Below are 21,908 nucleotides of genomic sequence, written 5' to 3'. Positions count from 1 at the left end.
GCGTTTTTTATTTTACTAACGCTTATTTTGATTTGGCGAATGATTGATTTGACTGTATTGCACCGACAATTTTTGCAAGGGCAGGGCAATGCACGTAGTCTGCGTACGGTGGATATTCCTGCTTATCGAGGTATGATTACCGACCGTCATGGTGCACCTCTCGCGATAAGTACTCCTGTTGAATCCGTTTGGGTTAATCCTAAAGAGTTCTCTCCTGATGAAGAACAATTTATGTCTTTAGCTGAATACTTGCACCTAACCCCGAAACAATTAAGTAGAAAAATAGTTGATGCACAAAACGACAATCGAGAGTTTCTTTATTTACAAAGACAGCTACCACCTGCATTATCAAAGCAAATTGAAAAACTAAAAATCCCTGGGGTTAATTTTCAGAAGGAATTTAAACGTTATTACCCTGACTCAGACAGTATTTCTCAATTGTTAGGGTTTACCAATGTGGATGATCAAGGCTTAGAAGGTATTGAGTTAGCCTATCAAGATTGGTTAAAGGGTGTGGTTGGGAAAAAACGAGTTATTAAGGATCGCCTTGGACGCATTATTGAAGAATTAAACGTGACTAAAGAGCCGCGCCCTGGTCGCGGTATTGTGTTAAGTATCGATAGGCGCCTCCAATATTTAGCCTATAGTGAGTTGGGTAAAACTGTAGAAGAGTTTGGTGCAAAATCAGGCTCGGTAGTAGTAGTAGATACCGAAAATGGAGAAATTTTAGCGATGGCTAATGTGCCTTCCTATAATCCCAATTCACGTGGACGTTATGATAAAGATAGCTATAGAAATAGGGCGGTAACGGATACGTTTGAGCCGGGTTCTGTTATGAAAACCTTTAGTATTGCAAGTGCCCTGGAAACCGGTTTATATACTCCCTCAACAATTATTGATACTAACCCCAGTTGGATGTCGGTGCATGGTCATGTTGTACGTGACGTACATAACTATGGGGTGCTTGATGTAACCGGGGTTATGCAGCACTCAAGTAATGTTGGGGTAACTAAAATGGTTTTATCCAGTCCTCCCGAACAATTAATTGGTTTATTACAGCGTTGTGGTTTTGGACAACGCACGGAAAGTACCTATCCTGGTGAAAGTGATGGAAGTATTGTTAAAGTAAAAGATGCGAATCCCTTTGTCTTGGCAACCCTGGCTTTTGGCTATGGTCTATCGGCAACGGCATTACAATTGGCTAAAGCTCATATGATTTTTGCTAACGATGGTCGTTTAATTCCAGTTACTTTAATTCATAATGATCCACCAACTGAAGGTGTGCAAGTAATTAAAGCTGAAACTGCAAGACAAGTTTTGGCTATGATGGAGGCTGTACTTGGAAAAGACGGTACAGGTAAATCGGCTAGGGTTCCTGGATATCGAGTAGCAGGTAAAACAGGAACGGCACGTGTAGCAGGTAAAGACGGTTATAAAGATCGTAGATATACGGCAAGCTTTATTGGTATTGCCCCCGTTTCCAAACCCAAATTTGTTGTAGTGGTCATTATTCATGAGCCTTCCAAAAAAGGTTATTATGCGGCTGCAGTTGCTGCGCCATTATTCTCTAAGGTTATGATGGGTGCATTACGACTGTTTAATATCCCTACGGATGAGGCAATAAGTTAACGTCAAAAATAGCGGAAATACCATGAAACTAAGCCAATTGTTAGCACCTTGGACAAAGCAAAAAGTTGTTGATTGTACAATTACAGGCATTCAAAATGACAGTCGGCAGATTCAGCTAGGGGATTTATTTGTAGCCTATCCTGGTACGGCTGCGGATGGACGTTTATTTATTCATAAAGCAGTAGCCGCTGGTGCTGTGGCGGTGATTTTTGAACCAGCTAATTTTCCTTCAGATGTGATTGCACCGGATGTTCCCTGTATTGCTATTCCTGATTTGGCGACTAAATTAGCTTATATCGCTAAAGTTTTTTATGCTAATCCAGGAGCTGAGCTAACATTTACCGGGATTACTGGTACTAACGGTAAGACAACCATTGCCTATCAATTAGCTCAAGCTCATTCTTTGCTCGGACAAGGTGCAGCATATATTGGGACCATTGGACAGGGAGTGGTGCATCATCTCAAACCTTTAGATAACACCACACCTGATGCGCTATTTTTACAAAAAATATTTGCCCAATATAAGAGCCAAGGCGTGCAACAAGTATGCATGGAAGTATCATCTCATGCTTTAGACCAGCATCGAGTTGATGCGATTGATTTTAACCAAGCGATTTTTACCAATTTGACTTTAGACCATTTGGATTATCATCGTACAATGGAAAATTATGCCGCCGCAAAGGCAAGTTTATTTGCGCGGGAATCGTTGCAATGGGCGATTATTAATCAGGATGATAAGTACCAACAGTTCATGGCTGCAGCAGTGAAACCGCATGTGAAAAAATTAAGTTATGGCATGAGCCAGGATTGTGATGTTAAAGTCCTCAATTGGCATATGGACATCAATGGAACGTTTATTGAGGTGCAGTCTCCTTGGGGACAATACCAGCTACACATAAAAGCTTTAGGTGCGTTTAATATCTACAATAGTTTAGCGGTATTTAGCAGTTTATTAGCCTCTGGCCATGTGCCTGAAAAAGTGGTTCAGGTCATGTCTCAATTGAAAGCGGCTCCAGGGCGGTTGGAAATTGTTAGTAGCGCTCCTTATGTTCTTGTTGATTATGCTCATACTCCCGATGCATTAGAGAATGCTTTAGTTACCTTAGGGCAAATAAAAAAGGGCAAACTATGGGTGGTGTTTGGTTGCGGTGGTGACCGCGATAAAAGTAAACGCCCAGTGATGGGGAAGATTGCTAGTGATTATGCGGATCAAATTGTTATTACTAGTGACAATCCACGTACTGAGGATCCACAAACAATCATTAATGAAATTGCAGTAGGTCTTTCACCATCAGCTTCTGTGAAGCAATTAGAGAGTAGGGAAGAGGCGATCGCTTACGCGCTTAAAGAGGCGCATGAGGATGATATTATTTTAATTGCGGGTAAGGGACATGAGGCTTATCAGCAAATTGGTACGGTGAAGTATGCTTTTTCGGATCAGGAAGTGGTGAGACGGATAAGAGGGCATTGAGTGCAAGGAGGGGGGGGCGGAAATAGCCGAGAGGTTTTATCAACCCCCTAACAATGCTTTCGTTTCTGCATCCAAAGCCACATTAGCATAGAGCTGAAAATCATGGCGTTTTTGATGTTCTTTCCTAACCTGAAAAAAGGTTTCTTCCAGATTCTTAGTCTGCTTCAAAAGCAATGTTTCCTCAATCGGATTATACAAAGACAAAATCTGTTCATGCCATGTTTTATTAGGCTCAAAATGCGCTACCTCTCGCATTTCAGGGGTGGCAAACTTGGGTAATGGTAATTCCGCAATTTGATGCAGGACTTCGCTAACCATGTTTACCGCTCTATATTTAGCTTCAAGGCTATGGCCGGCAATATGAGGTGTGCATAATGTGGCTTTTTCAATAATTTGTGGATTAACATTCGGCTCATCGAGATAAACATCAGTACAATAAATGAAGTTATCATCAAGATTAAGTAAGGCAAGCTCATCAATAATGCCTCCGCGTGCTGCATTAATAATCACGCAACCGGGCTTTAAATTAGCAAGGAATTGTTGATCAATTAAATTTCGACTTGGATGAGGATGGGTATCATGTAATTCGGCATGAATGCATAAAAGATCTACCTGATATAAATCTTCAAGCTGAGTACTTAATCCTTTCAGTGGATCATAAACACTAGTAGTAAAGCCTGCCGCTTCCAATCGTGCTTGGACTCTTGTCCCCACTTCCCCAAAACCAATAATTCCAGCATGCTTGCCCTTGATAAGTCGCTGCTGATGTAAATAAGCAAGACAGGAAACAACATAATCGGCAACCGCACGAGCATTGCATCCTTTTGCATCAATGATCTGAATATCTTGGCTCGCCAGCCACTGTTTATCTAAATGATCACTACCACTGCTAGCCGTAGCAACATAACGTACTCTGTGGTTCTTTAATAGATTATGATTAACTTTGAGATTGGCTCGACACAAAAGGACATCTTGTCCCGCAAGCAGGGCTGCGAGATCATCAGCCCGAGTGTAGCGGGTTAGACAACAGGGCTTAGGAAAAGCTTGGTCTAGTCCTGGAAGTGAAGCATCTGCTAAAACTTTCATAATTGAAAAATTGCTTTTAATAAAAAGAATCCCATGTTTATGATCGGGAGCATAATGAAGTTTAAAATTCCTGTGACCATTAAAACGACGAGAATCAAAAATCCATAGGGTTCTATTTGCGCATAGGCCCTTGCCTGTCTCAGAGGTAAAAGACTCATTACTACCCGACTGCCATCGAGTGGGGGTAAAGGTAATAAGTTTAATGCGGCTAAGACCAGATTGATAACCATTCCTGCACGCGCACTCATTAACAGAAAAAGTGCTGGCATGGAGGTTTCTGGATGCAGGCTGGTTGCAATTTTAAACGCAGCAGCCCATAAAAAAGCCATAAAAATATTTGAAAATGGTCCTGCAAGTGTGACAAGAATCATATCGCGTCGCGGGTTTTTAAATCGGCTCCAATTAATCGGCACTGGTTTTGCATAGCCAATCACGAATTGAAAACTAGTTAATACGCCAACCACTATGGGTATTATGATAGTACCAACAAGGTCTATGTGACGAATTGGATTTAAACTTAGACGGCCAAACATTTTTGCAGTAGTGTCACCGCAAAGATTAGCAACATAGGCATGAGCAGCTTCATGCAGGGTGATAGCAAGCAAAACGGGAAGAGCCCAAATGCATATCTGCTGGATTAAAGTAAATTCTGGCATTAAAAACTATGTACTAGTTAGTGTGTGATGATTTTAACGAATTGTGTGTTGTAATAACAAGTAAAATAAAAAAATAGGATTACGTTAACAATTACTGTGCCTCAGTTGGAAAATTATTTAATCTCCTTATCGCCGTATTTATAAACCGATACTTAATTATATTAAAAAAGTGAAAAAACGAAGGACAGACAGGATTATTGCGCTTATTATACCGGAGTTAAGAGTATCTATTACCTAATATTCATGCACCAGGCTTATGTGTTTTATTATTTTTAGAGCGTGATGAACGAACAGTAGTGATCACGATACCCTGGTATTTGCGTGAATCTGCATTGAAGCGTTCATATGCAGATGATGATAGGTAGTTTTAAATATGTTGTAAACAGGAATTGACTTTAAGTAAGAGGAATTTGATTGATGACACAGTTTGAAAAAACATTTGAGTTTATGAAAAAACCATGGGTTATTTTATTTTATGCAATTTTGGTCATATTGTCCTATATTTTTGTTGATAAGGACTTGGCTACTTATTTTCATCAACAGGATTTAAGAACAAATATTCATGTTTTAAGTATTTTGACCGCATTTGGACAATGGATAGTTTACATTGTTTTATTTCTTGCTACTGCACTATATTTTCGTTACGTACACACTAATCCAGTATTTGAAGCACGAGCATGGTATTTATTAGGTTGTATTTTTATTGCTAATTTAGTGTGTTTTGTTTTGAAAGTTTCTTTAAGCCGAGCTCGCCCTGACTTATTGTTTAGCAGTAATGAATTAGGTTTTTATTGGTTTAAAATGGGCAAGTATTATTGGTCTTTTCCTTCGGGACATACTACAACGGTAGTTAGTTTGACCGTAGGTATCGGTGTTTTGTTTCCACGTTATTTTTATGCAGTACTTGGTGTAGCACTCTTAGTCGCAGCATCTAGAGTATTATTGTATTATCATTATTTAAGTGATGTGATGATCGGCTTTTATTTAACGTTGTTAGTCGTAGGCTTTTATACTCATTATCTTAAACAAAAAAATTGGTTTGAGGAAAAAGGCTGCATTGATGCAGGGCCTTTAATTTTAAGCGGACAAAGATCATAGGGACTGTTAATCATTTAACTAGTTTGAAACGTATAAACAGGCTCTGATGATTTCCCCTAAGAAGCGTAATCGCGCTTCTTAGGTTTCAAGGAGTGATTATGACTATAGAAGCTAATTTGAAATCTTTAGTTGAGGTCTATGCTAAATTTGATCAAGAAAAAGGGATTTATATCAATAAGGATGAGCCGCTTACGCCTTTAGATGATCTTCCATCTTTAAATGGGTTTGTTGTTGAACACAACGCTCAGAATGGAATTCATATTGGTCCCATTGATGGTGAACAACCTACATATCCTTCCCTTGTCGTGGAGCAGGAATCCCCTACATCAAATCATAATTTAAGTGAGGAACAACTTTTTAATTTAGAGCGCTCTTTTAATTTATTGTTTAATCAACAATTGTTGCATGATGGTGCTGAAAAGAAACGAATAGAAGAACGCTACAATAAACTACTTTCGTTTTTTGAAGGTTCGACTGTTTTATTACCAGAGGTAGTATGGCTTGAACAGCAATTATCCAAAGGCTTAAATGATAGTTTGTGCAAACGAACATTAACCGATTGCTATCAACGGTTAGTGACACCATCAAATTACAAGGAACTTACATTTGCTGAAATAACGAACCAGGATGATCTTAAAAAATGGTTAGAAAATTTATCAGCCAAGGCTCGAACTTATAGTGAGCGAAGTTTATATAACAGTCTTTTAGGATTATTAAATGAATCTATAGACTATTACGATGAGATAGGGAAAGTTAAACCTACCGCAATCAACGCGTTATTATCCTTTATCCCAGTACTTTTAGTGAGCATAGGTACTCTTGCTTTTGCAGAAGAGTTGCTTGCTATTTATGCATTATATTTTATTGTGCTAAAAGGAGGGGAGTATATCGGTAAAACCAATATTTCTGAGCTGCAATCCTTTGGTGGTACGGTGCAACAAGTAACCTCTGTTACCGCAGCAACTACTACTGCATTGCTTGTTCGCTTAATGGAATTGATTTTTTGGAGTTCTCGCCAATGTTACATGGCGACACTGCAAGTAGGGTCAACTGTATTCGAACCACTTTTTACTGGAACAGACCCTGGTGAAAATATAGAAGAAGCGTTACTTAAGGCTGGTGAAAATAAAGACGGTGGATTACTTTTTAGAAACTATCAATTAAAGCTAATTGTTGCACCTATAGAAGTTCGTTGTTCCGCATTAAAAGAGCAATGGTTTTTACATCATCGTACTGGTGCTGAAAAAGACAGAGTTCTTACCCGATTTTTAAGTAAAATGCGTGAACTGGATCAAAATCATGATCCTATTGAAATAAAATTAGAGGCGACACAGCGATTACTTGTTAAGTTAAAAGAAAATAAAATGGTATATGAAGAGGGGCGTTACACCGGACCTGCGATTAACAAGGCAGAACGTTTTCTCCAGTTTTTTATTGATAATCCATTGGCTATGATGGATGGTAAAGCTGAGACAGATTCAGAGGAAAGTGTAAGCAACGCATCGATGTGATGGGGATATTCTAGCCCGTATTAGCACCGCGTAATACGGCTACATTTTGAGTAGGATGAATAGCCTCTTTACGTCTTGTGTTTATGCAATAATCTGTAACTTAATCGCAATGCCCCCTTGAATTAGCCCCCAAAACTCTGGCAAGATGCTTTTGTTTTGATTTTCCAGTGAGGACTTATGAAAATTCTCGTTGCAGTGAAGCGTGTAATTGATCCCTATGTCAAAATAAGGGTCAAATCGGATAATACCGGAGTTGAAACACAAAATATCAAAATGGCAATGAATCCATTTGATGAAATTGCTGTCGAAGAAGCGTTACGTTTACGTGAAAAAAATTGGGCTACTGAAGTAGTGATTGTGAGTATTGGTACGGACAGCTCACAAGAAATTTTACGCCATGGATTAGCATTGGGTGCTGACAGGGCTATTCTAGTGCGTACACCAGACTCTTTAGAAAGCTTGAATATTGCTAAAGTATTGAAGAAGATAGTTGATGATGAAAAACCTTCTTTAATCTTAATGGGAAAACAAGCCATTGATGGTGATAATAATCAAACACCTCAAATGCTATCTGCTTTATTAAATTGGCCACAAGCAACTTACGCTTCCAAGTTGGAAGCAAGCACTGATCATCTTGAGGTCACTCGAGAAATAGATGGTGGGTTAGAAACAATTAAAGTTCAATTGCCAGCTATAGTAAGTACCGATTTGCGCTTGAACGAACCACGATATGCCAGTTTACCCAATATCATGAAGGCAAAGCGTAAGCCTCTAGATGTTGTTGAATTAGCTAATATGGGCTTAGCACTAAAAAAACATGTTGAAATAATTCAAGTTACCGCACCGGCAGCACGCAGTGCAGGAAAAAAGGTAGGTTCAGTAGATGAGCTCATGAATGAATTACAAAATCAAGCCAAAGTGCTTTGATAAGGAGATAGGATGAGCACTTTAATACTTGTTGAACATGATAATCAAAGCATGCACCCAGCAACTCGGAATGTTTTGTCTGCCGCACAGCAGTTAGGCGAGGAAGTACACTTGCTGGTCGCAGGACATCAATGCAAAACAGTAGCGGAGCAAGTGGCAGAACTTTCTGGTGTGCATAAGGTTTTATATGTTGATAAGCCCTGTTATGAGCATCCGCTTGCAGAACAAATGAGCGATTTAGTGTTAGCAGTTGCCAGCTCATTTAAAGCCATATTAATCCCATCCAGTACTTTTGGTAAAAATATTGCTCCACGCATTGCAGCTCTTCTTGATGTTGCGCAAGTTTCTGACGTGAGCAAAATTCTTGATAATACTACTTTTGAACATCCTATTTATGCGGGCAACGCTATAGAAAAGGTGCGCGTACTCGATGCCATCAAAGTGATAACCATTAGAACGACAGCATTTGATGCAGTAACCGCAATTCAAGCTGCATGTACTATTGAAACGTTGGATAACGAGTTTGCTGCTCAAAGCAGTCAATTTATGAAACATGAACTCAGTAAATCCGAGCGTCCAGATTTAGGTACTGCTAAAATTGTTGTTTCTGGGGGTAGGGGATTACAAAGCGCTGAAAAATTTAAATTAATTGAAGAATTAGCAGATGCTCTAGGTGCCGCAGTTGGTGCATCACGTGCCGCAGTTGATGCTGGATTCGTTCCCAATGACTATCAGGTTGGACAAACCGGAAAGGTAGTCGCACCAATGCTTTATATCGCCGTAGGTATTTCAGGAGCAGTACAGCACTTGGCTGGTATGAAAGACTCTAAAGTGATCGTCGCCATTAACAAAGATGAAGATGCTCCAATTTTCCAAATTGCAGATTATGGATTGGTTGGCGATTTATTCGAATTAGTACCACAATTAATTGCGCACATTAAAAGATAAATAAAACCATAGGCACTGTTGGCATTTTGCAAGCGTGGGCCATTTGCGCCAGGTGGGAATGTAAATACCAAATAGGACCTATAAAACACAGTAAAAGGGAGTAATTTATGTTAGTAGGTGTTCCAAAAGAGATTAAGCCACAAGAGAATCGTGTGGGTCTTATCCCTTCAAGTGTTAGGGAAATCATAAGAGTTGGTAGCTCTGTTATTGTTGAAAAAGGTGCTGGATTAGGAATTGGTATTTCCGACGATGATTACAGCCATGCTGGTGCTGAGGTTGTGGACAGTGCAGATGAAGTATTCGCTAAAGCGGATTTGATCGTTAAAGTTAAAGAACCGCAACCTATTGAATGCAAGCGCCTTCGCGAAGGGCAAACTTTATTTACTTATTTACATTTAGCTCCAGATCCCCATCAAACGCGTATGCTTAAAGAATCTGGTGTAACCGCAATTGCCTATGAAACTGTAACTCAAGATGATGGTGGTTTACCTTTGTTGACTCCTATGTCACAAGTGGCAGGTCGTATGTCCATCCAGGCTGGTGCTCATTGCTTAGAAATGGCCCAAGGTGGAAGTGGTGTTTTATTAGGTGGTGTTCCTGGTGTTGCTGCAGCTAATGTTGTGGTTATTGGGGGGGGGGGGGTTGTAGGTACCAATGCGGTACGTATGGCTATGGGAATGGAGGCGCGGGTAACTGTATTAGACCGTTCATTACAACGCTTAAATGAATTGGATTTCCAATTCGGTTCTAAGATTAATACGGTTTATTCTACTGCTGACGCAATTGAACGGTATGTATCTCGAGCTGATTTAGTGATTGGTGCGGTATTAGTTCCTGGTGCTGCAGCTCCCAAGTTAGTAACTCGTGCAATGTTAAAATCTATGCGTCCTGGTTCTGTATTAGTGGATGTGGCAATTGACCAAGGCGGTTGTTTTGAAACAAGTCGTCCTACGACGCATCAAGAACCAACTTATGTTGTGGATCAAGTAGTGCATTATTGTGTTGCCAACATGCCTGGCGCAGTACCAAGAACGTCTACTTTTGCCTTGAATAATGCAACTTTACCTTTTGTGTTAAGCATTATTACTAAAGGTACGAAACTGGCTCTATTAAATGATCATCATTTATTAAACGGCTTGAATGTTCACCAAGGTAAAATTACATTTGAAGCGGTTGCTCGTGATTTAGGCTATGAGTACACGCCTGCTGCGATTGCCTTAGCTGGTCGCTAAGGTTTTTCGCTGCGTTCGACGTGCCGCGGATAAGTTGCTGCACGTCGGAATTTCCTACCAAGAATAACTACTAGAAGCTTCTACCGGCTTATGACTATCTTTTGTTTCGCTATTCGACTTTTCTACCGCGAACGCAGAATAAACTCCATTTAGCGCATACCTTGTGGTCACTGTTAGACCAGTTATGATGGCGATAATATTTAATGCAATTGCTTTTTAAAACTTATTTTTAAATAAGGATAATTATGAAAAGAATTTTTTTATTACTGATGATAACTCTAAGTTTTAATCTTGGAGCAAATCAATTGGCTGTTAAAGATAAGCTAATTGTTACTAACTGTATGTATGAGAAGCTAGAAAATTTAGCGACCTTAATTGCAAGGACAGATAAATATACGCTAATAGACGTGGAAATGAATGAGTATGTGCTTAGCGTGTTGCATGATAATCGGCGTGACTGTGGGGGCTTTTTAAATCTTGAGCCTTATCAAAAACAGCAGATTAATGAGAACCAGTTATTAATCAATTTAACAAAATCACGAGCTACTTCGGGACGTGATGAATATCGTATAATTCATGATACTCAGATTACTCCATTATTGAAGCAAATTGATAGGAATAATCTTTGGGGGTACATGCAGCATCTTACAAACTATGTTAATCGTGCCGCAAAGTCTCAAACCGGTGTTTGGGCCGCACAATGGTTTAAAGAGCGAATCGATTCTATGGCAAAAGATTATCATCGTAATGATGTTCAAAGTTATTTAGTCGCAACGGGTAAGAAGTATAAGCAGCCTTCAGTAGTAGCGGTTATTGGTAAAGATAAACCAGGCGGTGCGGTTGTAATTGGTGCGCATATAGATACGCTAAAAGGCAACATGCCAGGGGCAGATGATGATGCCAGCGGAATCGCCGCAATTTTGGAAGTATCCAGAATGCTTTTATCTTCAGGGATTAATTTTGATCATCCTATTTATGTTATTGCCTATGCTGCAGAGGAGCAGGGTTTGGTTGGTTCTGGTTTTGTGGTGCAATCATTTTTAGATAAAAAAATCGCTGTTAAAGCTGTTCTGCAATTTGATCAGGCAGGATTTAGAGCTAATCCAAAAGACAATACGATTTGGTTATTAGATGATTATGTGGATTCTAATTTAACCAAGTTCTTAGCTAAATTAACCACGCATTATGTGAATATCCCCGTTTCCTATACGCATTGTGGTTATGCTTGCAGTGATCATGCAAACTGGCATTTAAATGGATTTCCTGCATGCTATCCATCGGCAACTACCTTAGATGATGATAATGATAATATGCATACGTCTAATGATCGATTAGAGACAATTAGTTTGGACCATTTGGAAAATTTTACCAAATTAGGTTTGGCATTTGCTGTGGAATTGGCTTTGAATTAAAAATTATACATCAGGTAAAAATAAAGAACCGTCATTAATGGAAGTAATCTTGAACAGTTACATACGTCGACGAATGCAAAAGTGTACAGTATCCGAGTTAATGCTGCAGAGCGGCTAATTCTTTGTCGAAGTAAGCGTGGCGAATGGATATTGTGCGCTATTTTGTCCGACCATTATTATAAACGCTTATTGCAACGGCAGGATTGTTGGTTTTCCCAAGAGGAGCTTGAGGAGTGGAGTGATGATCGTGCCCAAACAGAAGAGGCTCCAGGGGCACACTGTGAAACGAAATCAGATTTTACAAATTGGCTAAAAAAACCTACGGCAAAAATAAAGAGGCATTGGTTCAAAATATCGTGAAAAATCCCGAACGGGTTTATTTAGAGTGCCGCATCGCATCAGGCTATGATACGGTTGAAGACTATGTGAACGTGGGGTAAAGACATTCTTTTTATAAGGAAAAGAAGGAGCAATGCTGGGTGTGGAATGCATACCAAAACTACCTTAAGTCCTTAGGCGCCAAAATTCATCATGAGTTTGGCTTGTTGTTAAAGAGGCTTCCCTGAAATACGATTTATGATATATTGAATGGATGACACTGTACAACCCAAGGCGCGAAATTGGCGGAAGCCTAGCATTTCAGTAAAACACAACCACATCGCCTTGAATGAGTCGCTTTTTTTTCGGTATTTATTAAAGCTAATTACATTGAGAAAAAGTACGGTAACTGTAGCGTAGGCAATAAATCCCCAGGCTAAAAGCATTAACCATGCTAATGCGATGAAGTCAACTTGTGTCAGGAAGAGGGATATTATAAATAACACCAGGGTAAGAAATTCAAGTACAGGGCCAAAAATATCAAATAAAATATAAAACGGGAATGTTAAAAGGCCCACAATTCCATATTTAGGATTGCAGAACATTTCCATGTGCATGGCTGCACTACGTAACATTCCACGTTGCCATTTATCTCGTTGTTTCCAAAAGGCCTTCCATGTCCGTGGCATCTCCGTCCAGCAAAAGGCATCCGATGAATGTTTTACCGTGTAAGGGTAATTATGTTTGCGCATGTAATGGTGTATTTTGATGGTTATTTCCGCATCATAACTAAAATTTTTGGTGTCAAAACCATTGACCTCATGCAACAGTTCCGTTTCAAAAAAGGTAAATGCTCCTGGAAAGCATAAGGCGCCACCGAAGCTGTTTAATCCCGAGCGACTATAAAGAAAAGAGCGCATATGCTCCAGTGCTTGCGATGCAGAAATAAAGGATGTAGGTAACTGACGGGTTAGCATTTTTCCATTAACAACTTTATTATCATTTAAGCTATAAACGGTGCCACTGACTGCAACACAATGACGATGTGATAAAAAGGTATAAAGTAAGCGGGTGAATGCCTCGGGTTCTACGACGGTATCGGCGTCCAGAGTCATTATAAGTGGCGTTTGGCATGCATTTAAGGCCGCATTATTTGAATCTGCACCACAGCCCCAAGGGGAATGTTCTTTATCGATAACCAGCAAATTTTTAAATCGTTTAGATTGATAATAATGTTTTATTTTTGACGTCTCGATCACTTGCTTGCTGGTAATGGGTATTTCATAGAGTAAGAACTCTTTTTTTAATAACTCCAGTGTTCCATCGGTTGATCCATCATTGACGACAATAAAGTTGACATTTTTATAGTCACTGTTTAGTCCACTGTACAGCATATTTAAAATGCGTTTTTCTTCATTAAAGGCGGGGGTAACCACCGTTATTGGCATGAGATCTAGATGGGCAATGAATTGATCAATACCTCCATAGGTTGCTTCTTTGAATTTATTGATGATGTCTGGTGCACAACTAACTAAAAGGATAAAGCACCAGATATTTAAAAGAGCAAAATAGATGAGAATCACAATGGTTAAAAAAACAAGGATATTCAATATCATACATGTTCTTTCGTTATTAACACTTTCTGTGCTGTTTCATAAGCAAATCTATCTTTATCTGGAGATTGATTATTTAAAACGTCTATGCCTTTTTCGCCTTGTTCGATTAATGCGTTTGCCGCATTTATGCGTACCCACCATTCGTTATCACATAATAATTTAGCTAAGAGTTGGATGCTTTTATCTCCAGGGATAGTACCGATTGCTTTCGATATGACTGCTCGTACTTCCCAGTGTGTATTCATTGCCAGTTCATAAATCAATTCATTTTTTTCATTATTTTGGCAATGTATGTAGTAGCGAATAATTGCTATTTTTAAATCGACTACATCAATCTTAATATCTTCTTTAGCGATTGGGGCTATTGTTTGTTGTGGATACTCACAAAGCAGTCGATAGCAAAATGTTTTCACATAAGGATTTGGTTCTGTGTGTAATCTTTCGATGATAATTGGGGATAAATCACGAGTTTCTCTGGTAATCATCTTTGCTAATAACGATTGTTGTAAGCGACGTCCTTGAGAAAAGGTTGTAATGATATTATTAATCTGCTCGGCATCACCAAATTGCACGATACTAAGACCGGCATTCATGGAAATCAGAAGAGTAGAGTCATTGAGTAATCGGTATATCCTGTTTCGATCATCAGGCTCTAGGCCGTATAAATAACACATTGCGGCTTGATTGCGTTTGAACCCGCTATAAGATGAGGACCATTTTACCGCAACGGGCTTTAATACCAAAGTGAACAACTGCTTTGTGAGCGTGTCATAGTAATCATTAGGTTGTTCTTCCAGACGCTTCATGACCATGAGAACATTAGGAATGGATTTTTTTAATTTTTTAGCCTGCTCACTAGAAATAGGCTCTTTATTTATCATGTGAACATGGAGTAATTCAAAAACCCATTTTAAATTTTGGCTATTTTTCTTTTTATGCCAACTAAAATAGCATTTTGCAAGAAAAGTGAGTATGACAAATAATGTGATTAGGATTAACTCGATTATGGCTACAATTTTTACAATATACAGTATCGTTTCCATGAATATTTCCTTCAGAATCTATATTTAAAGGCGACTGAACCGTCATAAAGATTACGAACTAAATTAGTTGGATAGTTCCATCGTTGATAGCCTACCCCTAATTCAGCAATTACATGATGGTTAAGAATAGGGAAGCCATAGCTTGCGTTGATGTATTTATTTTGAATAACAATAAAATTAACCGTCAATAAATCAGCCAGGTCAGGGCTTTTTCCGCTACCAGCACCTATTCCAAAATAATGATCCAGATTTTCACCAAAATATCTCCTGGCCTTTAATGTATACAAAATAGACGTGTTTTTATGGCCTTTGGGGACAAAATAATAAGGTCGAAAATTGAACCAATATTTTTGAGGATAGAAGCTGATGGAACTAGTGTAAGTTACAAAAAAAGTTTGAGCTATTTTGGCATATTTGGCACCGCCAGATAACTCAAAAAATCCAGGGATGTTAACATAAGCTTCACCAGACGTAGCCACATCAGGAAATATAGCAGGCTTACTTGCAAAGGCTACGCTTAAATCCGCGTAAATATTTCTATTAAATCGTGGTGAAAAATCAAGCTCATATTGAGGTGCGTTTTGATTTAGTCTTGATGAATAATTAACCCTTGCTGTCGCTACTCCATAGATGGTATCTCGACTGTAATAGATGCTGGACCAATTCCAAACTGAATGGACGTCAGAGACATAAGCATTATCAGTGGAGATACCTATTTCATTTAAACCATAGGTATAACGAGGACTAATACTATCAATGTCTGCTAATAAGCCATCGATTTTTTTATCTTTAGGTGAATTTTTCTTCGCTTGTTGATAGGAACGTGCGGCTAAAGAGTATTGACGAAGGGTGCCGTGGATCATTCCTTTCTTGATCAATAACTCTGTATTATAGGGATTATTTTTTAATCCTTTCCTTATCACACTTAAGGCGTTCATATCATTATGTCGATCAAGATAAAAATTAGCTAGTGCTATGTAATATTCACTATTATTAGGGTATTGGGCGACCAGATTTTGTAGAATTATCTTCGCTTCATCATATTTCTTTTGTGACATGTAACTTTTAGCTTGGGCTAGCTTGTCTATTTTTTGGGCTTTGTGTGTTGCATGACCTCTCTTGGCCCTTTGGGATTTACTTAAATCTGCGAGTTGTTTCTTTAGTAATAACAGGGGCTGGTAATTACGCGGATTGGTTGTCATGCCTTTTCTAATTAAATCGTGCGCCTCTTTAAATTTCTTTTGTACTAAATTTAATTTAATCAAACCAACACGAGCATCTAAATAGTCAGGTTTTTGGATTAAGACGGCCATTAAGTGAACTCTTGCTTGAGGGTAGTCCCTTAATTGAAAGTAAATAAGTCCTAATAACAATTCACTATCTAAGTCTTTAGGGTTAGTTTTTAAATTTTGTAAAGCCTTTGCTTTAGCAAGACTTAGTTTGCCTTGTGCTCTTAATGTTTTTATCTCTGTGATACTTGCTACTGGTGGTTTATTCGCTACAATAATTTTTTTTGTTATTGTTACAGTGTGTTTTGTTGCTTCCACGGGTTGTCTTTTTAATTGGTCTTTCGCGGATAAAATACTTACTTCTTGAATAATCACTGATTTTAGTGCAATAAGCTCTGGTTGTTTAGGATTTTGGTACAGTCCGACCATAATTAAATTGGAGGCCTCTTGAAATTTTTTATCAAGAATTTTTGTGCGTATTAAGGCAATTCGTGCATCCATATAAGTTGGCGTTTTAGCTAAGATGCGATTAAAGCAAGTGCTAGCCTCGTTTAGGTTTTTTTGTTGATAATAAATTAATCCTAATACAAATAGCATATCCCCATCATTAGGATGTTGTTGTAGATAGGTTTTGGCTAGTGTTTTTGCTTGTTCAAGTTTGCCTTCTTTTCGTAATTGTTGAACTTGTTGTAAAGAATAGGGCGATGAAGCTGATTGTTTATTATTGCTTGGACTTACTAAATAATTTGTTTTATGAATGGGGGATGATGCGTGCGCTAGTGCATCCAAAAAAATGCAACCGGATAAAATAATTATATGCTTTTGCATCTAGATGCACCCGCTAAGTATAGAGAAAAAGCAATAAGTCGACACGGTTAACTCCTTTTAATGTCTAGAAAATTGATTTATATACGGATGCATTAATGAGCACTGATAATAATAAACGTCATCCGCCCCTTAAATATAATCTTGCTGAAGGTTATCGTCAACAAGATGTTTAACTTAATTGTTTTATTAACAAATTGTATTTTTATAATTAAACTGATTTATCATAAAATAGATTAGGCGTTATTAACGCGGTCTTCCTAAAATACGATTAACTATATAACGGAGTGTTGATACCGTACAATTTATGGCACGAAATTGCCGAAAGCCTAACATTTCGGTAAAGCACAACCACATCGCCCTAAATACATCGCTCTTTTTTCGGTATTTGTTAAAACTAATTACATTAAGAAAAAGCACCGTTAATGTAGCATAAGTAATAAATCCCCATGCTAAAAGCAGTAACCACAGCAACATGGACCAATCAATTTGCTCAATGTAAATACATATTAAAAATAACACCAGTGATGTAAATTCAATTACTGATCCGAAAACATCAAATAGTATATACAGTGGAAACGTTAATAAGCCCACAATCCCATATTTTGGATTGAATAGCATTCCCATATGTCTGCCTGTGCTTCGCAACATTCCACGTTGCCATTTATCTCGTTGTATCCAAAAGGCTTTCCATGTACGTGGCATCTCTGTCCAGCAAAAAGCATCTGATGAATGTTTTACTAGATAAGGGTATTTATGTTTGCGCATGAAATGATGTATTTTGATGGTTATTTCTGCATCATAACTAAAGTTTTGGGTGTCAAACCCATTCATCTCATGCAATAGTTCGGTTTCAAAAAGTGTAAATGCCCCGGGAAAGCATAAAGCACCACCAAAAGTGTTTAAGCCTGAGCGGCTATAAAGAAAAGAGCGCATATGCTCTAAAGCTTGCGATGCGGAAACAAAAGGCTTGGGTAATCGGTGGGTTAACATCTCTCCATGAGTAACTTTATTATCATTTAAACAGTAAACGGTGCCACTAACCGCAACACAATGTCGATGTGATAAAAAGGTATAGATTAATCGAGTTATGGCTTCGGGTTCGACAACGGTGTCAGCATCTATGGTCAGCATAATTGGCGTTTGGCATGCGTTTAAACCAGCATTAATTGAATCAGCAGCACAATTCCAGGGAGAATGCTCTTTATCGATCACCATTAAATTTTTAATTCGTTCGGATTGATAATAATGCTTTATTTTTGATGTTTTTATTAATTGCCGGCTGGTCACCGGGATTTCATAGAGCAAAAATTCTTTTTTTAATAGCTCAAGTGTTCCATCAGTTGATCCATCATTAACGACAATGAAGTTGATATTTTTATAGTCACTGTTTAGCCCACTGTACAGCATATTTAAAATGCGTTTTTCTTCATTAAAGGCGGGGGTAACAACAGTCACAGGCATTAGGTGGAGATGATCAATTAATTGATCGGTACCCCCATAGGTTGCTTCTTTGAATTTTCTGAGGATATCTGGGGCGCAGGTAATTAAAAGTACAATGCACCAAATATTTAAAATAGCAAAATAAACGAGAATAGCGAATGTTAAACTCACAATGATATTAAGCATTATATATTTCCTTGTTTAATTAATGCGTTAAACGTTAATACGCAAATTTATTTTTATCCAGAAAAATACATAAACGATACTTGTTGATTCTATCTATTCACAATAGTCAATAACTTCTATAAAAGCACTAAATTTTTACTACTATTCCGAATTTTTTAGAAAAAATCTTGGCGTATCGTGAATGAATTTTTTTAGGGTATCAATTAGTTGTATTTCTTCTTCATAAAAAAATTCATTCACAGGACTTAGGGCTTGCGTTTGAAAGTAATGTAGTATGATAAGGTTTTTTTATCTATTTATCGATACGCTTATTGACAAGGAGGACAAGAATACATGAAAGGATATAATTTAGTATGTGGCATTATAGGGAGTTCGGGATTGCTCTTTATGCTGGCATCCAGTTACGCAGGGGCTACTGAGCAATCTCCTGCCAGCCCAAAGATGACATCTCAATCTTTATCTCACCCAAGCATGAAGGAGCTTCAATCCTGGCGTTCATCTATTATGCGTGTCCCCCGGCCACAAAATGGGTGTTTTTCTGCCAAATACCCTAAGGCTGAATGGACTGAGGTTCCTTGTACCAAGGCGCCGACATGGCCTTATCTTCCAACTCGTGGCGCGCATCATGGGTTTGTAATAGGTAATGGTAATGATGTTACTGCTCAGGCTGCTAGTGGTAATATAAGTGAAGCGATTGGATCCTTTGATAGTGTCACCGGTGTGGTGAATGAGTACGGAGTCAATCCATACAATAATGTGTTTTCACCGAATATTTTTTCTCTTCAACTGAATTCAAATTTCTTTCTGAATACTCCTGCGTGTAATGGAGTTTCCGGTTGTCTTGGATGGGCACAATTTGTCTACTCAAACACCAGTGGAACCGCCTTTATTCAGTACTGGCTTATTAATTACGGGCCGACATGCCCAGTCTCGGGTGGTCCGGCAGGTACTGGATGGATCTCTTATAGTAATAGTTGTTATGGCAATAGTAATGCGGTTACTGTTACTGGAAGTCCTCCTTTAAACATTTCTAAACTGAGTCAGATGGTAGTTGCTGGTCAAGCTGCTGCAGGGGGTAATGATACCTTTACGATGACTGTGGGTGGAACAGCCTATTCTACAAGTGCTAACGACAGTGTGGTTAGCCTCGCTAATTATTGGCAAACAGCAGAGTTTAATGTCTTTGGTGATGGTAATGGCTCTGCGGCCACCTTTAACTACAACTCGGCTAATTTTGCGGCGCTTAAAGTGAGAACAGCGATTGATGCGGCGAGTTCCGCGGCACCAAGCTGTCTGGCGACAGGCTATACGGCTGAGACTAATAACCTTAATTTTGGGATATTCACAGCAGGAGCTAACCCAGCCGCAATTGTGTTCACGGAAAGTAGTATCAATACAGGTAGCTCTGCTTGTCAAACTGCATCGAGTACAGGGGATACCCATATTACGAATTTTTCCGGTTTAGAATATGACTTTCAGGCAACCGGGGATTTTGTGTTAGCGGAGGCTGGGCCTGATTTTATCGTGCAGACTCGTCAAGGGGTACCCGTGATTGATCCTCGATGGAGGGATACATCAATTAACAAGGCGGTTGCTGTGCAAATGGGGCAGACTTTAGTGGCTATTTATGTCGGGCCAACAAGACTAGTCATCAATGATAAACCCTATAAAATGAGCAAGGGACAAGGACATATAGAAGTCGACGGAGTGCACATTGCTCGTAGGGACAATGAGTATGTGATCATTGGACCAAAAGGGGATAGTGTGCGCGCAATGCTTTTTGATAATGGCATGAACACTTGGATGAATGTTACTGTGAGCCTGAGTAGTTCTATGGGTAAGACACGAGGTCTTCTTGGGAATCTGGAAGGAACTATTCATGAGTTAGTTACATCACAGGGGATGGTTTTGAACTGGCCTGTTTCATTCCAAGACCTTTATAACATTTATGGTGAAAGCTGGCGTGTGCGGCCGGATCAAATGTTACTTGAAACTGATTCTATGGTGAGAGCTGGAATTCCTGAGAAGCCATTTTTTATCAGTGACTTACGTCCGAAGGAAGCGGCACAGGCGATTGATGTTTGTAAAGCTTCAGGGATTACAGACTCTGCTCTGCTGGAGGCTTGTGCTCTCGATGCGGCTGTTCTCGGTGATAGCGAGATATCGGTTAAAACCTATCTCCATGCCAATGCGCCACGTGAAGTGATGCCTCGACCCCTGGTTGAGCCGAAAAAGCGTTAAAAAATAAGTCCCGTTTGTTTGTAAACGGGATTTATTCCATCTCGGTAATAAAAAATTGCCGTCATTGTAATGGACTAGAGCCTCTTTAGTTCGGTGTTTCGATCTTTCTGGTTATAGTCAATTAATTTTAAATTCAATTGCGAAAAAAGAAATCCTGGCTGCAAAGCAACCAGGCAAGATAGTTCTTATTTGGATGCCTGACCACCAGTATGAGGCTTGTAGCCGTATTTTCGCATCAATTCTTCAGCTTTTAAATCAATAACCGCCAATAAGCCAAATACGCCGGTACTTAGTAATGCACCATTACCTGCATCGAAAACGGGTACAACGCCAGCAAGGCTTTGCCACGTAGTTGCCGTAGCTGCAACGGCAGTGCTCGGGTTGCCATCACCAGTCAGAATTACTGCCATATTTTCATAGCTTGTTGTGCAGATACTCACGCCGCAAACAACAGTACCTGGTGTTGGTGCATTTAGGATAGTAGTTGTTGGTGAGTTGTCTGGGGCTGTAATCACTGCGGAATCGTATATTGCAGTAGCAATACCGCTCACAGTTCCTATTGTAGGAGTAATTTTTATAGAGACAGGTGCACCTACACAATGAGAGCCACTATGAGTTCCAGAGGAATACCATGGAACAACGACATATCCATTGTAATTAATTTTAGCCGTACTACACACGCCAGTGGTATCAGATACTGAAACCTGAAATGAAGATTGTGATGCGCCAGGTGAATTAGTATTACTGTCTATGTTACCCATGTTGTTAATGATCATCATTTGGCCACTGATTGCATTACCTGCAGCAAAAGCAGTAGTAGAAGAGAATAAAGCTACAGCAAGTATCGATTTTAAGGAGGTTTTTGTTGTTGTTTTCATATCTGATATCATCTTTATAATTTATTAATAGAATGAAACACTAATTGAATAGTGGATTACACTGCAGCCCACTCTTGTCCAGTCTAGCATCTGGTTTTTCTCCCCGCAGGATTTTTCAAAATTTATTTTATTCTTGATGAAGTTAAGGAAGACATGGTG

Annotated in this window: 17 protein-coding genes; 10 read left to right on the top strand and 7 right to left on the bottom strand. The window is 39.0% G+C overall.

Going from position 1 to position 21,908, the window contains the following annotated elements; genetic code table 11:
- Positions 1-1,629 (top strand): peptidoglycan D,D-transpeptidase FtsI family protein (locus ACQY7T_RS13585; protein WP_428414063.1); only part of this gene is annotated, 1,629 nt, incomplete at its 5' end.
- A gap of 22 nt (positions 1,630-1,651) precedes the next feature.
- Complete coding sequence (locus ACQY7T_RS13580) at positions 1,652-3,100, top strand: UDP-N-acetylmuramoyl-L-alanyl-D-glutamate--2,6-diaminopimelate ligase (RefSeq protein ID WP_428414062.1); 1,449 nt, start codon at positions 1,652-1,654, stop codon at positions 3,098-3,100.
- A 39-nt stretch (positions 3,101-3,139) separates the two neighbouring features.
- On the opposite strand, the gene ACQY7T_RS13575 is transcribed toward ACQY7T_RS13580, so the two are convergent.
- Positions 3,140-4,186 (bottom strand): NAD(P)-dependent oxidoreductase, encoded by a 1,047-nt coding sequence (locus ACQY7T_RS13575; RefSeq protein ID WP_428414061.1) that lies wholly within the window; start codon positions 4,184-4,186, stop codon positions 3,140-3,142.
- The gene (locus ACQY7T_RS13570; protein ID WP_428414060.1) at positions 4,183-4,842 is read right to left on the bottom strand and encodes a site-2 protease family protein; all 660 of its coding nucleotides are present in this window, start codon (positions 4,840-4,842) and stop codon (positions 4,183-4,185) included. The genes ACQY7T_RS13575 and ACQY7T_RS13570 overlap by 4 nt, the downstream gene beginning before the upstream one ends.
- Before the next feature lie 417 nt (positions 4,843-5,259).
- Between ACQY7T_RS13570 and ACQY7T_RS13565 the strand changes: the two genes are divergently transcribed.
- The 7 genes from ACQY7T_RS13565 (at position 5,260) to ACQY7T_RS13535 (ending at position 12,410) form a co-directional block, all read left to right on the top strand.
- Positions 5,260-5,940, top strand: a complete 681-nt coding sequence (locus tag ACQY7T_RS13565) for a phosphatase PAP2 family protein (RefSeq protein WP_428414059.1) — start codon at positions 5,260-5,262, stop codon at positions 5,938-5,940.
- Between the two features lie 98 nt (positions 5,941-6,038).
- Positions 6,039-7,451 (top strand): J domain-containing protein, encoded by a 1,413-nt coding sequence (locus ACQY7T_RS13560; protein WP_428414057.1) that lies wholly within the window; start codon positions 6,039-6,041, stop codon positions 7,449-7,451.
- Between the two features lie 177 nt (positions 7,452-7,628).
- Positions 7,629-8,378: an electron transfer flavoprotein subunit beta/FixA family protein gene (locus tag ACQY7T_RS13555; RefSeq protein WP_428414056.1), complete on the top strand. Its 750-nt coding sequence runs from the start codon at positions 7,629-7,631 to the stop codon at positions 8,376-8,378.
- Positions 8,379-8,390: 12 nt separating this feature from the next.
- On the top strand, positions 8,391-9,326 hold the full coding sequence (locus ACQY7T_RS13550) for an electron transfer flavoprotein subunit alpha/FixB family protein (protein ID WP_428414055.1): 936 nt from the start codon (positions 8,391-8,393) through the stop codon (positions 9,324-9,326).
- Between the two features lie 107 nt (positions 9,327-9,433).
- Positions 9,434-10,558 (top strand): alanine dehydrogenase, encoded by a 1,125-nt coding sequence (gene ald / locus ACQY7T_RS13545; RefSeq protein WP_428414054.1) that lies wholly within the window; start codon positions 9,434-9,436, stop codon positions 10,556-10,558.
- Positions 10,559-10,803: 245 nt separating this feature from the next.
- Entirely contained in the window at positions 10,804-11,970 is a 1,167-nt protein-coding gene (locus ACQY7T_RS13540; RefSeq protein WP_428414053.1) for a M20/M25/M40 family metallo-hydrolase, read from the top strand.
- Positions 11,971-12,275: 305 nt separating this feature from the next.
- Positions 12,276-12,410, top strand: coding sequence for a hypothetical protein (locus tag ACQY7T_RS13535; RefSeq protein WP_428414052.1), 135 nt, complete (start codon positions 12,276-12,278; stop codon positions 12,408-12,410).
- 108 nt (positions 12,411-12,518) lie between these two features.
- Here ACQY7T_RS13535 and ACQY7T_RS13530 read toward each other — a convergent pair whose 3' ends face one another.
- The 4 genes from ACQY7T_RS13530 to ACQY7T_RS13515 all read right to left on the bottom strand — a co-directional run bounded on the left by ACQY7T_RS13530 (position 12,519) and on the right by ACQY7T_RS13515 (position 18,630).
- Positions 12,519-13,904 carry a glycosyltransferase family 2 protein gene (locus tag ACQY7T_RS13530; RefSeq protein ID WP_428414051.1) on the bottom strand — a complete coding sequence of 462 codons (1,386 nt, stop codon included), beginning with the start codon at positions 13,902-13,904 and terminating at the stop codon, positions 12,519-12,521.
- The gene (locus ACQY7T_RS13525) at positions 13,901-14,947 is read right to left on the bottom strand and encodes a HEAT repeat domain-containing protein (RefSeq protein WP_428414050.1); all 1,047 of its coding nucleotides are present in this window, start codon (positions 14,945-14,947) and stop codon (positions 13,901-13,903) included. The genes ACQY7T_RS13530 and ACQY7T_RS13525 overlap by 4 nt, the downstream gene beginning before the upstream one ends.
- Before the next feature lie 11 nt (positions 14,948-14,958).
- Positions 14,959-17,004: a YaiO family outer membrane beta-barrel protein gene (locus tag ACQY7T_RS13520; RefSeq protein ID WP_428414049.1), complete on the bottom strand. Its 2,046-nt coding sequence runs from the start codon at positions 17,002-17,004 to the stop codon at positions 14,959-14,961.
- 243 nt (positions 17,005-17,247) lie between these two features.
- Positions 17,248-18,630 (bottom strand): glycosyltransferase, encoded by a 1,383-nt coding sequence (locus ACQY7T_RS13515; RefSeq protein WP_428414048.1) that lies wholly within the window; start codon positions 18,628-18,630, stop codon positions 17,248-17,250.
- Positions 18,631-18,963: 333 nt separating this feature from the next.
- Here ACQY7T_RS13515 and ACQY7T_RS13510 point away from each other — a divergent pair, with 333 nt between their 5' ends.
- Entirely contained in the window at positions 18,964-20,871 is a 1,908-nt protein-coding gene (locus tag ACQY7T_RS13510) for a VWD domain-containing protein (RefSeq protein ID WP_428414047.1), read from the top strand.
- Between the two features lie 185 nt (positions 20,872-21,056).
- Here ACQY7T_RS13510 and ACQY7T_RS13505 read toward each other — a convergent pair whose 3' ends face one another.
- On the bottom strand, positions 21,057-21,749 hold the full coding sequence (locus tag ACQY7T_RS13505) for a hypothetical protein (RefSeq protein WP_428414046.1): 693 nt from the start codon (positions 21,747-21,749) through the stop codon (positions 21,057-21,059).
- Positions 21,750-21,908 lie beyond the last annotated feature (159 nt).

The sequence above is a fragment of the Legionella sp. genome, from assembly GCF_965140895.1.
GTDB lineage: Bacteria > Pseudomonadota > Gammaproteobacteria > Legionellales > Legionellaceae > Legionella.
This window is presented reverse-complemented; position numbering and strand designations above follow the sequence as displayed.

Excerpts from the sequence above, each read along its gene's own strand:
- ACQY7T_RS13580 (WP_428414062.1), top strand. The coding sequence starts at position 1,652 with ATGAAACTAAGCCAATTGTTAGCACCTTGGACAAAGCAAAAAGTTGTT.
- ACQY7T_RS13575 (WP_428414061.1), bottom strand. The coding sequence starts at position 4,186 with ATGAAAGTTTTAGCAGATGCTTCACTTCCAGGACTAGACCAAGCTTTT.
- ACQY7T_RS13570 (WP_428414060.1), bottom strand. The coding sequence starts at position 4,842 with ATGCCAGAATTTACTTTAATCCAGCAGATATGCATTTGGGCTCTTCCC.
- ACQY7T_RS13565 (WP_428414059.1), top strand. The coding sequence starts at position 5,260 with ATGACACAGTTTGAAAAAACATTTGAGTTTATGAAAAAACCATGGGTT.
- ACQY7T_RS13560 (WP_428414057.1), top strand. The coding sequence starts at position 6,039 with ATGACTATAGAAGCTAATTTGAAATCTTTAGTTGAGGTCTATGCTAAA.
- ACQY7T_RS13555 (WP_428414056.1), top strand. The coding sequence starts at position 7,629 with ATGAAAATTCTCGTTGCAGTGAAGCGTGTAATTGATCCCTATGTCAAA.
- ACQY7T_RS13550 (WP_428414055.1), top strand. The coding sequence starts at position 8,391 with ATGAGCACTTTAATACTTGTTGAACATGATAATCAAAGCATGCACCCA.
- ald (WP_428414054.1), top strand. The coding sequence starts at position 9,434 with ATGTTAGTAGGTGTTCCAAAAGAGATTAAGCCACAAGAGAATCGTGTG.
- ACQY7T_RS13540 (WP_428414053.1), top strand. The coding sequence starts at position 10,804 with ATGAAAAGAATTTTTTTATTACTGATGATAACTCTAAGTTTTAATCTT.
- ACQY7T_RS13530 (WP_428414051.1), bottom strand. The coding sequence starts at position 13,904 with ATGATATTGAATATCCTTGTTTTTTTAACCATTGTGATTCTCATCTAT.
- ACQY7T_RS13525 (WP_428414050.1), bottom strand. The coding sequence starts at position 14,947 with ATGGAAACGATACTGTATATTGTAAAAATTGTAGCCATAATCGAGTTA.
- ACQY7T_RS13520 (WP_428414049.1), bottom strand. The coding sequence starts at position 17,004 with ATGCAAAAGCATATAATTATTTTATCCGGTTGCATTTTTTTGGATGCA.
- ACQY7T_RS13515 (WP_428414048.1), bottom strand. The coding sequence starts at position 18,630 with ATGCTTAATATCATTGTGAGTTTAACATTCGCTATTCTCGTTTATTTT.
- ACQY7T_RS13510 (WP_428414047.1), top strand. The coding sequence starts at position 18,964 with ATGAAAGGATATAATTTAGTATGTGGCATTATAGGGAGTTCGGGATTG.
- ACQY7T_RS13505 (WP_428414046.1), bottom strand. The coding sequence starts at position 21,749 with ATGAAAACAACAACAAAAACCTCCTTAAAATCGATACTTGCTGTAGCT.